General features: G+C 70.5%; 11 protein-coding genes and 1 pseudogene. 5 read left to right on the top strand and 7 right to left on the bottom strand.

Going from position 1 to position 15410, the window contains the following annotated elements; translation table 11 throughout:
* The first annotated feature begins 45 nt into the window (after window positions 1–45).
* Entirely contained in the window at window positions 46–1335 is a 1290-nt protein-coding gene (locus AC2SGK_RS10065) for a citrate synthase (RefSeq protein ID WP_349374636.1), read from the top strand.
* Between the two features lie 88 nt (window positions 1336–1423).
* A complete protein-coding gene (locus AC2SGK_RS10060) occupies window positions 1424–2089 on the top strand; it encodes an SDR family NAD(P)-dependent oxidoreductase (protein ID WP_488323417.1) in 666 nt (221 codons plus the stop codon).
* Between the two features lie 55 nt (window positions 2090–2144).
* Here the strand turns inward: AC2SGK_RS10060 and AC2SGK_RS10055 are convergent, their stop codons facing one another.
* The 5 genes from AC2SGK_RS10055 to AC2SGK_RS10035 all read right to left on the bottom strand — a co-directional run bounded on the left by AC2SGK_RS10055 (window position 2145) and on the right by AC2SGK_RS10035 (window position 7840).
* Complete coding sequence (locus AC2SGK_RS10055) at window positions 2145–3950, bottom strand: aminopeptidase P family protein (RefSeq protein WP_488323416.1); 1806 nt, start codon at window positions 3948–3950, stop codon at window positions 2145–2147.
* Window positions 3947–4639, bottom strand: a complete 693-nt coding sequence (locus AC2SGK_RS10050) for a metal-dependent hydrolase (RefSeq protein WP_488323415.1) — start codon at window positions 4637–4639, stop codon at window positions 3947–3949. Before AC2SGK_RS10050 ends, AC2SGK_RS10055 begins: the two co-directional genes overlap by 4 nt.
* A 71-nt stretch (window positions 4640–4710) precedes the next feature.
* Window positions 4711–6462, bottom strand: coding sequence for a single-stranded-DNA-specific exonuclease RecJ (recJ, locus tag AC2SGK_RS10045; protein WP_488323414.1), 1752 nt, complete (start codon window positions 6460–6462; stop codon window positions 4711–4713).
* A 77-nt stretch (window positions 6463–6539) separates the two neighbouring features.
* Window positions 6540–7505, bottom strand: a complete 966-nt coding sequence (gene glpX, locus AC2SGK_RS10040) for a class II fructose-bisphosphatase (RefSeq protein ID WP_488323413.1) — start codon at window positions 7503–7505, stop codon at window positions 6540–6542.
* Between the two features lie 74 nt (window positions 7506–7579).
* Complete coding sequence (locus AC2SGK_RS10035; protein ID WP_488323412.1) at window positions 7580–7840, bottom strand: BolA family protein; 261 nt, start codon at window positions 7838–7840, stop codon at window positions 7580–7582.
* Window positions 7841–7921: 81 nt separating this feature from the next.
* On the opposite strand from AC2SGK_RS10035, the gene AC2SGK_RS10030 reads away from it, so the two are divergent.
* Complete coding sequence (locus AC2SGK_RS10030; RefSeq protein WP_411837630.1) at window positions 7922–8551, top strand: DnaJ domain-containing protein; 630 nt, start codon at window positions 7922–7924, stop codon at window positions 8549–8551.
* Between the two features lie 69 nt (window positions 8552–8620).
* Here the strand turns inward: AC2SGK_RS10030 and lnt are convergent, their stop codons facing one another.
* Complete coding sequence (gene lnt / locus AC2SGK_RS10025) at window positions 8621–10087, bottom strand: apolipoprotein N-acyltransferase (RefSeq protein WP_488323411.1); 1467 nt, start codon at window positions 10085–10087, stop codon at window positions 8621–8623.
* A gap of 605 nt (window positions 10088–10692) precedes the next feature.
* Window positions 10693–12204 (bottom strand): annotated as a pseudogene (locus AC2SGK_RS10020) (DEAD/DEAH box helicase); the annotation flags it as partial.
* A 261-nt stretch (window positions 12205–12465) separates the two neighbouring features.
* Between AC2SGK_RS10020 and argS the strand changes: the two are divergent.
* Together argS and AC2SGK_RS10010 are read left to right on the top strand one after the other, a co-directional pair.
* Window positions 12466–14208, top strand: coding sequence for an arginine--tRNA ligase (argS, locus tag AC2SGK_RS10015; protein ID WP_488323410.1), 1743 nt, complete (start codon window positions 12466–12468; stop codon window positions 14206–14208).
* Window positions 14209–14280: 72 nt separating this feature from the next.
* Entirely contained in the window at window positions 14281–15405 is a 1125-nt protein-coding gene (locus tag AC2SGK_RS10010) for an SPOR domain-containing protein (protein WP_488323409.1), read from the top strand.
* The last annotated feature ends 5 nt before the right edge of the window (window positions 15406–15410 follow it).

Here is a 15410-nt window from a genome sequence, read left to right as displayed (position 1 = left end):
GGATCTGCGACGGGCGACCGGGCTTAGCCGGAAGGACGCCTTCGCATGGCCGACAAGACCGCTAAACTGCATCTGAACGGGCAGGACTATGACCTGCCGATCCTGTCGCCCACCAAGGGGCCGGATGTGCTGGATATCCGCAAGCTGTACGGGCAGGCGGACGTGTTCACCTACGACCCCGGCTTCACCTCGACCGCCAGCTGCGATTCGACGATCACCTTCATCGACGGCGACAAGGGCGAGCTGTGGTATCGCGGCTATCCGATCGAGCAGCTGGCCGCCAAATCCTGCTATCTGGAGGTCTGCTATCTGCTGCTCTACGGCGAGCTGCCGACCGAGGCGCAGATGGACGACTTCCGCGCCCGCGTCACGCGCCACACGATGGTGCACGAGCAGATGCACAACTTCTTCCGCGGCTTCCGTCGCGACGCGCATCCGATGGCGACCATGGTCGGCGTCGTGGGCGCCATGTCGGCCTTCTATCACGATTCGACCGACGTGAACGACGAGTGGCAGCGCGAGGTCGCGGCGATCCGCCTGATCGCCAAGCTGCCCACGATCGCGGCGATGGCCTACAAGTATTCGATCGGCCAGCCCTTCGTCTATCCGCAGAACGACCTGGATTACGCGTCGAACTTCCTGAACATGTGCTTCTCGGTCCCGGCCGAGAAATACGAGGTGAACCCGGCCCTGGCCCGCGCCATGGACCGCATCTTCACCCTGCATGCGGATCACGAGCAGAACGCCTCGACCTCGACCGTGCGTCTGGCGGGATCGTCGGGGGCCAACCCCTTCGCCTGCATCGCGGCGGGCATCGCGTGCCTCTGGGGTCCCGCCCATGGCGGCGCCAACCAGGCTTGCCTGGAGATGCTGCGCGAGATCGGCACCGTCGACCGGATCCCGGAATACATCGCCCGCGCGAAGGACAAGTCCGACCCGTTCAAGCTGATGGGGTTCGGCCATCGGGTCTACAAGAACTTCGACCCGCGCGCGACGGTCATGAAGGAATCGGCCGACGAGGTCCTGGACCTGCTGGGCGTGGGCGACAACCCGACGCTGCAGGTCGCCAAGGAGCTGGAGAAGATCGCGCTGGAGGACGAGTACTTCATCGAGAAGAAGCTCTATCCCAACGTCGATTTCTATTCGGGCATCATCCTGGAGGCGATGGGCTTCCCCACCTCGATGTTCACGCCGATCTTTGCGCTGTCGCGCACGGTGGGCTGGATCGCGCAGTGGAAAGAGATGATCGGCGATCCGCAGAACAAGATCGGCCGTCCGCGCCAGCTCTATGTCGGCAGCGACCGCCGCGACTATGTGGACCTGAAGGCGCGCTGAGCGTCCTGCCGGGTCAGGCATCGGGGTCCCTTCGGGGGCCCCTTTTTCGTGGTTGCGCGGGGGGACGCGCGGTGGCAAGGGACCGGACATGAGCGAGATCGAACAGACAGGCGCGGCCCGGCTGGCGCTGGTGACGGGGGCCTCTCGGGGGCTGGGGGCGGCGCTGGCCGAGGGGCTGGCGGCACAGGGCTATCACGTGCTGGCGGTGGCGCGGACCGTGGGCGCGCTGGAGGAGCTGGACGACCGCATCCGCGCGGTGGGCGGTCAGGCGACATTGGCGCCGATGGACGTGACCGAGCCGGAGGCGATGAAGCAGATGGTGCATGCCATCACCGGCCGGTGGGGTGGCCTGGATCTCTGGGCGCATTGCGCGGTCCATGCCGCACCCATGGCGCCCGCGCCCCATATCGAGGGGCGGGACTGGGCGAAATCGGTGCTGACCAACATCGAAGTGACGCGCGGGCTGATCGCGCTCTTGGAGCCGCTGTTGCGCCAGCGTCGGGGCACGGCGCTGTTCTTCGACGATGCGCGGGGCGGGCAGAAGTTCTTCGGCGCCTATGGCGCGACCAAGGCGGCGCAGATCGCGCTGGCCCGCAGCTGGCAGGCCGAGACGGTGCAGACCGGCCCGCGCGTGGTGATCGACGCGCCCGCGCCCATGCCCACGGCGGTGCGTGCGCGGTTCTATCCGGGCGAGGACCGCGCCGCCCTGACGCCCTGCAAGGACGAGGCGGCGCGCATCTTGGCCGCGCTGTAAGCATTGCGTCCCGCGGCAGGGCGGGGGGCTGCCCGCCCCCCGCACCCCCCGGGCGTCACGCCCGGCCGAGAGGGGCCGTGGCCGCCGCCAGCCAGTCGCGGTCGGCGGCGTCGAGCTGCGGTGACAGCGCCTCCCGCACCGTTGCGTGATAGCCGTCGAGCCAGGCGATCTCATCGGATGACAGTGCGTTGCGGTCGATCAGCCGGCGGTCGATGGGGCAGAGCGTCAGCGTGTCGAAGCCCAGCATCCGGCGGCCCGGTTCGGCATCGGCCTCGGTCACCACGATGAGGTTCTCGATCCGGATGCCGAAGCTGCCCTCGCGGTAATATCCCGGCTCGTTCGACAGGATCATTCCGGTCTCCAGCGCCATGTCGCTGACGCGGCTGATGCGCACCGGCCCTTCATGCACGCAGAGCGCGGCGCCTACGCCGTGACCTGTGCCATGATCGAAATCAAGACCCTGCGCCCAGAGGAACTGTCGCGCCAGCGCGTCCAGATGCCCGCCCGCGACGCCCTGCGGAAAGCGCGCCCGCGACAGGGCGATCATCCCGCGCAGCACCGCGGTGAAGGGCGCCACCGCGTCGGAACGCACGGGGCCTAGCGCCACGGTCCGGGTGATGTCGGTCGTGCCATCCGCATATTGGCCGCCCGAATCGATCAGCAGCAGATCGCCCGGCGCCAGCCTGCGGTTCGTCGCATGGGTCACGCGGTAATGGACGATTGCACCGTTCGGCCCGGCCCCCATGATCGTGTCGAAGCTGATGTCCAGCGCACCCTGGTCCCGGCGCAGATCCTCCAGGTGGCGGACCACGTCGATTTCGGTCAGGGCGGCGGGGTCCTGCCGGTCCAGCCAGGAGAACAGCCGCACCATGGCGAGACCGTCGCGCATATGGGCGTCGCGCATGCCCGCCAGTTCGGCCGCGTTCTTGCGGGCCTTGGGCAGGATAGCGGGGTCGGGGCCGGAGACGACGTCGGTTCCCGCGGCCTCCAGGATGCGGAACGTGGCCTCGGGGGCCGAGCCGGGATCGAGGAGCACCGGCCCCTCCAGATCGGTCAGCGCCGCGCCCAGGGCGTCCGGCGGCAGGATATGGACCTCATTGCCCAGATGGGTGCGCAAGGCATCGTCGAACTTGGCCGCGTCCGCGAAGAGCGCCAGCGTGCCGCTGTCCGACAGCACCGCGAAGGACTGCACCACCGGGTTCTTGGGCAGGTCGCTGCCGCGGATGTTCAGAAGCCACGAGATCGAATCGGGCAGGGTCAGCAGTGCCGCCGCATGGCCCTTGGCGCGCAGGTCGGCGGCCAGGCGGGCACGCTTCTGGGCAGCGCTCTCTCCGGCCAGATCGTCGGGATGGATGCGCGCGGGGCCCACGGGCGGGGCGGGGCGGTCGGGCCAGATGGCATCGACCGGGTTCTGCTCCAGCGCGATCAGTGCGACGCCGCTGCCCTGCAGGGCGGCCTCCATCCCGGCGATCTCCTTGCGGGTGTGCAGCCACGGATCGAACCCCACGCGCCCGCCTTGGGGCAGGGCCTCGGCTAGCCAGGCCGACGGGCGCGTCTCGGGCCAGTTGACCGGGGTGAAATGGCTCAGGTCGATCTGGCTGCGCACCTGCACGCGGTATCGGCCGTCGATGAACACGCCGGCCCGGTCCGCCGTCACGATGGCAAAGCCCGCGCTGCCGGTGAAGCCCGTGAGCCAGGCCAGCCGCGCGTCGGCATCGGCCACGTATTCGCCCTGATGCGCGTCGGCGCGCGGCACGATGACCGCGTCCAGCCCCTGGTTGTCCATCAGGACGCGCAGCGCGGTCAGGCGCGCGGCGTGATCGCCGCCGCCCGCCGGGTCGTCGAAGGACTGAAAGCTCACAGCGTGATCGCCTTCATGACTTCGGGTTCGATCACGTCGACGCCGGGCAGGGCGTCGATCAGCACCTGCGCCGACTGTTCCAGCAGCGGGAAGGTCCTGTAGTGGCAGGGAATCACCGTCTTGAAGTCGAAATAGCGTTTCGCGGCATAGGCGGCGCGCGCCATGTCCATGGTGAAGTGACCGCCCGCCGAAAGGATGCCGATATCGGGCTTGTGCAGATCGCCCATCCAATCCATGTCGGCCATGATGTCGGTGTCGCCCGAGACATAGATCACATGCCCCTCACCCGCGATCATGTAGCCCGATTCGTGGCCCGCATAGATCGGCCCGTCAGGACCGGAGAGCGAGCTGGAATGGCTGGCATTCACCATCGTGACCTTGGCCCCGCCCAGATCCACGGTGCCGCCCTTGTTGAAGCCGATGCCCTCGATCTTGTCGGACTGCTCCCAATGGCCGATCAGGTCGAAGATGCCCACGACAGGGATCTTCAGCGCCTTGACCAGGGCCAGCGTGTCGCCGGTATGGTCGCCATGGCCATGGGTGATCAGGATATGGGTCGCGCCTTGGGTCGCTTCGTCGCGCCGGTCTTCGGGAAAGGCGGGATTGCCGCTGAACCACGGGTCGATCAGGATCACGGCCTGCTCGATCTCCAGACGGAAGCCGGAATGGCCAAGCCAGGTCAGTTTCATGGGCGTCTCCTTGGGTGCTGTCGCGGCAGGTTAGCCGCCGCGCCGGATCGTGACCAGAACCCCCGGAGCGCTCAAAGGTTGCCAGTCGCGGGGGCCGCGTCGTCCAGCCGCAGGCGCAGCCGTTCCCGCCCGCCCCAGGTCGACAGCTCCAGCTTGCCGGCCAGATGGAACCGCCGCCCCTTCGCGCCGATCAGGCCGGGCCCGAGCGGGCCGTCCATCGCGCCCCAGGCCACAGCCTCCATCGCCGGGCTGCCGGGGCTGCGGAACTGCAGGCGCAGATGCCGGTCGCCCATGGTGGCCGCGCTGTCGATCAGCTGATCGGCAAAGGCAAAGCGCGGCGCCGGGGCGGCCTGGCCGAAGGGGCCGGCATCCTCCAGCATGCGGTGCAGGGCGGGCGTCGCCCCCGCAGGCTCCAGCAGCCCCGAAATGCGCAGGTCCCCCGACCCGCTGCGCCCGGCCAGGTCGCGGGCGATCAGATCGGCCAGACGCGCCATCGCGGCGGGGATCTTGGCCTCCTCGACGGTCAGACCCGCGGCCATGCTGTGCCCGCCGCCCTTCAGCAGCAGCCCCTCATGGGCCAGCCGCTGGATCGCTCGGCCCAGATCGACGCCGGGCACCGAGCGCGCGCTGCCCTTGCCGATGCCGTGATCCACGCCGATCACCACCGATGGCAGGTCGGTCGCCTCCTTGACGCGGGCGGCGACGATGCCCACCACGCCCGGATGCCAGCCCGCGCCCGCGGCCCAGGACAGGCGCGCATCGCCCCGCGCCTCGATCTGGGACAGGGCCTCCAGGCGGACGGCGGCCTCGATCGCGCGGCGGTCGCCGTTCAGCGCGTCCAGCTGGCGCGCCAGGGCCTCGGCCTGCGCGGGATCGCGGCTGGCTAAGCACAGCGCCCCCAGATCGGCGCGGCCCACGCGTCCGCCCGCATTGATGCGCGGCCCCAGCAGGAAGCCCAGGTGGAACGCGCTAGGAGCACCGTCCAGCCGCGCGATGTCCGACAGAGCGACCAGCCCCGGCCGCTGCCGGCGCGCCATCACGGCCAGCCCCTGCCGCACAAAGGCGCGGTTCACGCCGACCAGCGGCGCGACATCGGCCACGGTGGCCAGCGCCACCAGGTCCAGCATCGCCATCAGGTCGGGCTGCGGCAATCCGCGTTCGCGCAGCACCCGCCCCGCCTGGACCAGCGTCAGGAACACCACGCCCGCGGCGCACAGGTGGCCCAGGGCGCCGTCCTCGTCCATCCGGTTCGGGTTCACCACGGCCAGCGCGGGGGGCAGGGTCTCTCCGCCCAGATGGTGGTCGAGGACGATCACGTCGCAGCCCGCCGCCGCGGCCAGCGCATCATGCGACAGCGTCCCGCAATCGACGCAGATGATCAGGTCATGCGCCGCCGCCAGCGCGGTCATGGCGGGCACGTTCGGGCCGTACCCCTCGTCGATGCGGTCTGGGATGTACAGCGTCGCCTGCCGCCCGTGCTGGCCCAGCCAGTCGATCAGCAGCGCCGCGGACGATCCGCCATCGACGTCGTAATCGGCAAAAATCGCGATGCGCTGCCCCGCGACCGCCGCCTCGACCAGCCGCGCCGCCGCGACCTCCATGTCGCGCAGCCTCAGCGGATCGGGCAGCAGATCGCGCAGCTTCGGCGACAGGAAGCCCGCCGCCTCCTCGGGCGGCACGCCGCGCTCGGCCAGCACCCGCGCCACCGCCAGGGGCAGGGCGGCCTGCTGCGCCAACCCCTCGGCACGGCGCTCCAGGTCGGCCACAGGACCGACCCACCGCCGCCCGCTCAGAGAGCTGTCGATGCCCAGAAACGCCGTCATGCTTCTTCTTCACGCAAATATCCCGGGGGGAGTCCCGGAACGGGGCGGGGGGCAGCGCCCCCCATGCGCCGCTTACCTCACTTGACCGGGTTGCGATAGATCATCCGCCGCACCGATCCAGTCTTGGACCGCATCAGGATGGTCTCGGTGGTCAGGTATCCCGGCTCGCGCTTGACGCCTGCGACGATCGACCCGTCGGTGACCCCGGTCGCGGCAAAGATCACGTCGTCGGTGACCAGATCGTCGCGGGCATAGATGCGGTCCAGATCGGTGATGCCGGCCTTCTTCGCGCGGCCGCGCTCGTCGTCGTTGCGGAACATCAGCCGGCCCCACATCTGCCCGCCCATGCATTTCAGCGCCGCCGCGGCCAGGACGCCCTCGGGCGCGCCGCCCGAGCCCATGTACATGTCGATGCCGGTCAGCTCGGCCTCGGCGCAGTGGATCACGCCCGCCACGTCGCCGTCGGTGATCAGGCGGATCGCAGCGCCGGTCTGGCGGACCTCGGCGATCATCTCCTCGTGGCGCGGACGCTCCAGGATGCAGACGGTGATGTCGCCGGCCTCGCAGCCGCGCGCAGCGGCCAAGGCGCGGACGCGCTCGGCCGGGGTCAAGTCCAGGCTGACGACGTCCTTGGGATAGCCCGGCCCCACGGCAAGCTTGTCCATATAGACGTCGGGCGCATGCAGCAGCGTGCCGCGCGGCGCCATGGCGATGACGGTCAGCGCGTTCGGCATGTCCTTGGCGGTCAGCGTGGTGCCTTCCAGTGGGTCCAGCGCGATGTCCACCTCCGGCCCCTCGCCGGTGCCGACCTCCTCGCCGATGAACAGCATCGGCGCCTCGTCGCGCTCGCCTTCGCCGATGACGACGACGCCCTTGATGTCCAGCATGTTCAGCTGGTCGCGCATGGCGTTCACGGCGGCCTGGTCGGCGGCCTTCTCGTCGCCGCGCCCGATCAGGCGGGCCGAGGCATGGGCCGCCGCCTCGCTGACGCGGGCCAGGCCCAGGGACAGCATTCGGTCATTGAAATCCTTCGGCGCGGTCATGTCCCTCATCCCTTTGTCTCTGCGGGTTCGGGGCTTTCTAGGGGGCGGGCCGGGGGGCGGCAAGCCTGACGGCGCTAACGGGCCGGGCTTTCCGACAGTTCCAGCGCCAGCGCATGGATGCGCGGCACGATGTCGCCCAGGGTGGCATGGACCAGCCTGTGCCGCTCCAGGCGCGACAGGCCCGCGAAGGCCGGGCTCTCCATCACGACACGGAAATGGCTCTCGCCGCCCTCGCGAAAACCTGCATGGCCGCGATGCCCCTCGCTTTCGTCGATCACCTGCAGGGCCGTGGGGGTCAGGGTCTCCAGCCGCCGGGTCATCTCATCCGCGATCATCGGCATTCCTTTCGGTCAAGGGGTTTCATGTCCCGCCAGATAGCCTAAACTGCCCGCCTTGAGTCGCAAAGGTGCCCCAGGATGAGCAAGAACGACCCGTTCGGTTTCGACATTTCCGCCGCCAAGGACAAGAAGCGCAAGACCAAGGGGCGGCGCGGCATGTCGGGGGCGTTCGAGACCTCGACCCGCATCTGCGAGCGCGAGGGCTGCGACGAGCCGGGCCAGTATCGCGCGCCCAAGAACCCGCGCAACCTCGACGACTATTTCTGGTTCTGCAAGGAGCATGTCCGCGAGTACAATGCGAACTGGAACTATTTCCAAGGCCAGTCCGAGGAGGAGTTCCAGCAGTTCATTGACAATGCGACGGTCTGGGAGCGGCCGACCAAGCCCTTCGGGCGCGCGGCCTCCGAGGACAAATGGGCGCGGCACGGCGTCAGCGATCCGCTGGAGATCCTGGGCGCGAACGGCACCGCGCCGGAATCGCGTGCGCAGTCCAGCGCCCGCAAGCTGCCCCCCACCGAGCGCCGCGCGCTGGACATCCTGGAGGCCAAGGACAGCTGGACCCGCGCCGAGATCCGCAAGCAGTACAAGTCGCTGGTCAAGGACCTGCACCCGGACATGAACGGCGGCGACCGTTCGGACGAGGATCGCCTGTCCGAGGTGGTCTGGGCCTGGGATCAAATCAAGGACAGCCGCTTCATCCGCGACTGAGGCGCGGGGCCCGGGCCGGGTCGGGGGCTGCCGCCCCCGTCGGTTTCACCGACTCCCCCGCGGATACCTTCATGAAGAAGAAGGGCGGCGGCGAAGGGTCGCGGCCAGGATCAGGGCGATCAGCGCCAGGATGGGGGCGTTGCCGAAGCGGGTCCAGGGCGTTTCGGGCAGCGCGCCGGGCAGGGGCGCGTCGATCTTGCCCGCGGTGTTCAGGGGCAGGCTGTCGCGGACCTGGCCGCGGGCGTCGATCACCGCGCTGACGCCGGTATTGGCGGCGCGGACCAGGGGCAGGCCGGTCTCGATCGCGCGCAGGCGGGCCTGGTCCAGGTGCTGATAGGGGCCCGACAGTGTGCCGAACCAGGCGTCGTTCGTGGCCTGCAGCAGCCATCCGGGCCGTTGCGGCAGACCGCGCAGATGCTGGGGAAAGATCGCCTCGTAGCAGATCAGCGGCTGATAGTCGGGCGCGCCCGGCGCGGCCAGCACCGCCGGACCCGGCCCGGAGGAATAGCCGTTGCCCTGCTGCGCCGCGAAGGCGCCGATGCCGATGCGCGCCAGCGCGTCGCCCCAAGGGATGTATTCGCCGAAGGGCACCAGGTGGAACTTGTCATAGACCGCGCCCACCGTCCCGCCCGGCAGGATCGTGGCGAGGCTGTTGTAGAAGCGGCCGTCCTCGCGCCGCTGGATGCCCATGATCAGCGGCGCGCCTGCGGCATCGGACAGGATCGGCAGGACCGGGCCGGCCTCCTCCAGCAGGAAGTTCACCGCGGTCTCGGGCCAGATGACCAGATCGCGGGGGCCGGGTTGCGCGGAGAGGTCCAGAAGGCGCTGGAAGAAGACCGTGGACCATTCCGGGTCCCATTTCAGATGCTGCGTCGCATCGGGCTGGACGATGCGCAGCGTCACCGGCCGGTCCGGCGGCAGCGGCGCGTTCAGCCGCATCTGTCCGGCCAGCCATGCTCCCCCGATCAGGAGCGCCGCCAGAACGGCCCCGGCCAGCGGGCGGCGCGTCGCGGCGGGCAGGGCGGCGGCGGCCAGCGTCAGCGCTCCGAGGCCCAGGGCGCCGGTGACCGACGCGATCTGCGCCACCGGAGTGTCGATCCAGACATGGCCGATCTGCGCCCAGGGAAAGCCGGTGAAGATCCACCCGCGCAGCCAGTCCGACAGCAGCAGCGATGCGACGATGGCCGCCACGCGCGGCGCGCCGGGGCGGCTGAGGCGCGCCGCAAGCCCTGCGGGCAACGCCCAGAACAGCGCCCCGCCAAGCGCCATCAGCAGCAGCGCGAAGGGCGCCATCCATCCGTGGCGGGCCGCATCGACCAGGAAGGGTTCGGTGATCCAGAACAGGGCCAGCGCGAACCAGCCCGCGCCCGCGGCCAGAAGCCGCCAGAAGGCCGCACGGGCGCCGTCCGCCGCCGCCCGCCACAGGATCGCGGCCAAGGCCAGGACAGTAGCGGGCCAGAGGCCCGAGGGGGCCAACCCGAGCGCCGCGACGGCGCCCAGGCCCAGGTCGGGGAGCAGCGCGCGTACCCGGCGCATCCGGTCCGGCGGCGGGGTCGCGTGCATCAGGAGTTGCTGACGACGTCCTCGGCCGGCGCGTCGGTCTTCTTGCGGCGCGTGCGTTTGGGCTTCTCGGCCGGGATGTCCTCGGCCACGGCGGCTTCGGGCTCGGCGGCCTTGCGGCGGCGCGCGGGCTTCGGCGCGGCCTCGGCGGCCTCGGGTTCGGCAGCCTTGCGACGGGTGCGCTTGGGCTTTTCAGCAGGCGCGTCCTCGGCCGTGGCGACTTCGGGTTCGGCGGCCTTGCGGCGGCGGGCGGGCTTCGGCGCGGCTTCGGCCTCGGCGACAGGCGCGTCGTCGGTCTTGCGGCTGCGGCGGCGCTTGGGCGTCTCGGCGACGGCCTCTTCGGCCGCCGGCGCGGGCGTCTCAACGGCGGCCGGCGCGGCTTCCTGAGGCGCGGGGGCCTCGATCACCGTCTCGGTCGCAGGGGCGTCCTGCTGGGCCGTGTCGGCCTGCGCCCGGCCGCGTCCGCGACCGCGCGACCGGCGGGCGGGCTTGGCGGCATCGGGCTGCGGCTCGGCGGCGGGCTTCGGCTGCTCCGGGGTCGCGCCATCGTCGGACGACACCGCGCTGCGCAACTCGACCAGCATGAACTGCGGGACGTGATCGCCCATGCCCATCACCGCTCCGCCGCGATTGTCGCCGTCCCGTCCGCGACGACCGTCGCGGCGGTCGCCCCGCCGATCATCGCGACGCTCTTCCCGGCGCGGCTGTTCGGCCCGCGGCTGCTCGGTCTTGACGGGTTCGGTCCTGACCGGCTCGGGGCGCGGCTGTTCCGTCCGGGGCTGCTCGGCCCGCGGCTGTTCCGTCCGCAGCTGTTCGGCGCGGGCGGGCTCGGCCTCGGGCTCGTCGCCGCCGCGACGGCGGCCGCGCGAGCGGCTGCGTTCGCGCGAGGCGGCGGGCTTGCGCTCCTCCTCGGCCTCGGGGCGGGCGTCGCGGGGCGCGGCGGCCATGGCCGGGGCCTCGGCACGCGGCAGGGCCTTCTTCAGGAGCTGCTCGATCGCGGTCAGATACTTGTCGTCCGAGGGCGTCGCGATGCTGATCGAGGTGCCGGTGCGGCCCGCACGACCCGTGCGGCCGATGCGGTGGACGTAATCCTCGGCATGGCTGGGCAGGTCATAGTTGAACACATGGCTGACCGCCGGAATGTCCAGGCCGCGTGCCGCCACGTCGGACGCGATCAGCAGGCGCAGCTTGCCGTCGCGGAAGGATTCCAGCGTGCGGGTCCGCTGGCTCTGGTCCAGGTCGCCATGGATGGGGGCCGCGTCGTATCCGTATTTCGCCAGCGCCTTGGCGACGATATCCACGTCGGTCTTGCGGTTGCAGAAGACGATGGCGTTGGTCAGCCCCTCGCCCTCGGCGTCGATCAGCGCGCGCAGCAGGTCGCGCTTCTGCTTGGCGGCCATGTCGCGGCGGGTGGGGGTCAGCTCGATCAGGCGCTGTGTGATCGTCTCGCTGGCCGAGGACTGGCGCGCGACCTCGATGCGTTCGGGCGAATGCAGGAAGGTGTTGGTGATCCGCTCGATCTCGGGGGCCATGGTGGCGCTGAAGAACAGCGTCTGGCGGGTGAAGGGCGTCAGCTGGAAGATGCGCTCGATATCGGGGATGAAGCCCATGTCCAGCATGCGGTCGGCCTCGTCCACGACCATGATCTGCACGCCGGTCAGGAGCAGCTTGCCACGCTCCACGTGGTCCAGCAGGCGGCCCGGCGTCGCGATCAGCACGTCCACGCCGCGGTCGATCAGCTTGTCCTGCTCGCCGAAGCTGACGCCGCCGATCAGCAGCGCCTTGGTCAGGCGGGTGTGCTTGGCATAGGTGTCGAAGTTCTCGGCCACCTGGGCGGCCAGTTCGCGCGTGGGGCACAGCACCAGGCTGCGCGGCATCCGCGCCCGCGCCCGGCCGCGGCCCAGCAGGGTGATCATCGGCAGGGTGAAGCTGGCGGTCTTGCCGGTCCCGGTCTGCGCGATCCCCAGGACGTCGCGACCCTCCAGGGCGGGCGGGATGGCGCCCTGCTGGATCGGGGTCGGGGTCTCGTACCCGGCCTCGGTCACGGCCTGCAGCACTTTGGGGTCCAGCTTCAGATCGGAGAATTTGGTCATTCAGGGGCTTTCCAATAAGCCGCGCCCTTGGATGGCGCGGTGCGTTCCATGCCGCGCGCGTCTGCGCAAGGGCGGCAAAGTTGGGACGCAGTCACGGACGCCCCGCCTTGATGCCTGCCGGATGCAGGCCAGCATCGCCTAGACCAAAGCCGCTGCCGCGTCAATCTTTAGCGCGCGCATGCCCGCCTGCGGGGCGGGGCTGGCTGTTGACCTCCCCCGGCCCGAGGGGATAGTCCCGAAGCGTCAACCAGGAAGCCCATGATGAACCTTTTCACCGATCTGCGCGGCGTCGTCGTCGAGGCGCTGGACCAGATGATCGCCGCGGGAGAGCTGCCCGCCGGACTGGACACGGCCAATGTCACGGTCGAGCCGCCGCGCGACCCGGCGCATGGCGACATGGCCACCAATGCCGCGATGGTGCTGGCCAAGCCCGCCGGCATGAAGCCGCGCGACATCGCCGACCGACTGGCCGCGCGCCTGACCGATCCGCGCATCGCCGCGGCCGAGGTCGCGGGCCCGGGCTTCCTCAACCTGCGCCTGTCGCCCGCCGTCTGGCAGGGCGTGATCCGCGCCGCCCTGGAGGCCGGGACGGCCTTCGGCCGCTCCGACATGGGCGCGGGGACCAAGGTCAACGTGGAGTTCGTCAGCGCCAACCCCACCGGCCCGATGCATGTGGGCCATGTGCGCGGCGCGGTCTTCGGCGACGCGCTGGCGCGGCTGCTGGCCTTCAGCGGCCATGACGTGACGCGCGAATACTACATCAACGACGGCGGTGCGCAGGTCGATGTGCTGGCGCGGTCGGCCTATGAACGCTATCGCGAGGCGAACGGGCAGGCGCCCGAGATCCGCGAGGGGCTCTATCCCGGCGACTACCTGATCCCGGTGGGCGAGGCGCTGAAGGCGAAATACGGCGACAGCCTGCTGGACCGCCCCGAGGCCGACTGGCTGGAGGAGATCCGCGACTTCGCCACGCAGGCGATGATGGAGCAGATCCGCGGCGACCTGGCGATTCTGGGCGTCGAGATGGACGTCTATTCCAGCGAAAAGGCGCTCTACGGCACCGGCCGGATCGAGGACGCCATCGCGCGGCTGGAGGCGCAGGGCCTGATCTATCGCGGCGTGCTGGAGCCGCCCAAGGGCAAGCTGCCCGAGGATTGGGAGGCGCGCGAGCAGCTGCTGTTCCGTTCGACCGCGCATGGGGACGACGTGGACCGCCCGATCCAGAAATCGGACGGGGCCTGGACCTATTTCGCGCCCGACATCGCCTATCACTGGGACAAGATCGACCGCGGCTTCGACCAGCTGATCGACGTGTTCGGCGCCGATCACGGCGGCTATGTCAAGCGGATGCAGGCGGCCGTGCGGGCGCTGTCGAACGGGCGCGTGCCGCTGGACATCAAGCTGATCCAGCTGGTCAAGCTGTTCAAGAACGGCGAGCCGTTCAAGATGTCCAAGCGCGCGGGCACCTTCGTCACCCTGCGCGACGTGGTCGAGGAGGCGGGCGCCGACGTCACCCGCTTCATCATGCTGACGCGCAAGAACGACGCGACGCTGGACTTCGACTTCGCCAAGGTTCTGGAGCAGTCCAAGGACAACCCGGTCTGGTACGTCCAATACGCCAGCGCGCGGGTGAATTCGGTCCTGCGCCGCGCGGCCGAGGCCGGGATCGCGGCGGACGATTCGACCCTGGCCGGGGCCGATCTGTCGGTCCTGACCCATCCGGCCGAGCTGGAGCTGGCCCGCAAGGTCGCCGAATGGCCGCGCCTGGTTGAGCACGCCGCCCGCGCCCATGAGCCCCATCGCGTGGCCTTCTTCCTCTACGAGATCGCGTCCGAGCTGCATTCGCTGTGGAATCGCGGCAATGACGATCTGTCGCTGCGCTTCATCCAGGATGGCGACCCGGTCACAAGCCAGGGAAAAATTGCGCTGGTCCGGGCGGTTGGCGTTGTTATTTCATCCGGTCTGGGTATTCTTGGCGTCACTCCGGCGGAAGAAATGCGCTGACGGAACGCGCCGCCGCCGGATGTGCTGAGAGCAGGCAAAAGTGAATCCGGGACAACCGGCGGGCAGGCGAACATGGCAGTGATGGACTTCCGCGAAGGCGGCTACGTATTCTCGCGACACAAGGTGAAGCGCGAATTTTCTTACGACCAGGGCAGCCCCGCGGCCGCGCCGCAGGCCCCGCAGGGCCGCGACGTCGTCGATGACGGCCTGCCGGCGCGGGTGGCGCGGCTGACCCATTACATGGGTGCGGTCGCGTCGGTGGCGCTGATGGTGGGGCTGATGGCCTGGGGCTGGCAGCTGGTGTCGCGCGACGTCTCCGGCGTGCCGGTGATCCGCGCGGTCGAGGGCGAGGCCCGCACCACCGCCGAGGAGCCGGGCGGGCAGCTGACCAACCACACCGGTCTGGCGGTGAACTCGGTCGCGGGCGGCGCGCAGCTGGTCCCCGCCGAGGAGGTCGCCATCGCCCCCGCGCCGGTCGACCTGTCCGAGGACGACGTCGCGATGGGCCAGCTGGGCGCCACCGCGCGTGAGCCGTCGAACCCCTCCGAGACCCCCCTGACCTTCGCGGGCGAACCCATCGTGCCGCTGTCGGACAGCGAGGCCCGCGCCCTGGCCGAGGCCGAGGCCGCCGCCGCCGCCGAACGCGCGCTGGCCGACGCCGCCGTGAATCAGGCCGCGATCATCGACGCCCCCGCCACCGAAGGCCCCGTGACCGAGGTCGTGACCGACGAGAACGGCGTCCCCGCCCAGGCGGCCGCCATCGCCGAGGCGCTGGTCCAGGCCCAGGCCGAGGCCAATCCCGGCGTCGTGATGGCGTCCGCCCGCCCGGCGCCGCGTCCGCGCGTGACCCGCGTCGCCGCCGCCCCCGCGGCCGCCGCCGCCCCCGCATCGGCCGTCACCGAGGCCCCCGCCGCAGAACCTGCCCCCGCACCCGCCCCCGCCAGCAGCGCGGCAGGCCCCGTGGTGCAGGTCGGCGCCTTCGACAGCAACGACATCGCCCAGGGCGAATGGCAGCGGCTGGCCGGGCGCAACGGCGGGCTGTTCTCCGGCAAGTCGCCGGTGATCCAGCAGCATCAGTCGAACGGCCGGACCTTCTGGCGCCTGCGCGTCGCGGGCTTCGGCACCCTGTCCGAGGCACGCCAGTTCTGCTCGGCGCTGCAATCCTCGGGCACCGACTGCCTGGCGCTCGGCGGCTGAGGGCG

The organism is Paracoccus sp. NIOT.M2S5SZ12 (assembly GCF_057748165.1).
This window is presented reverse-complemented; position numbering and strand designations above follow the sequence as displayed.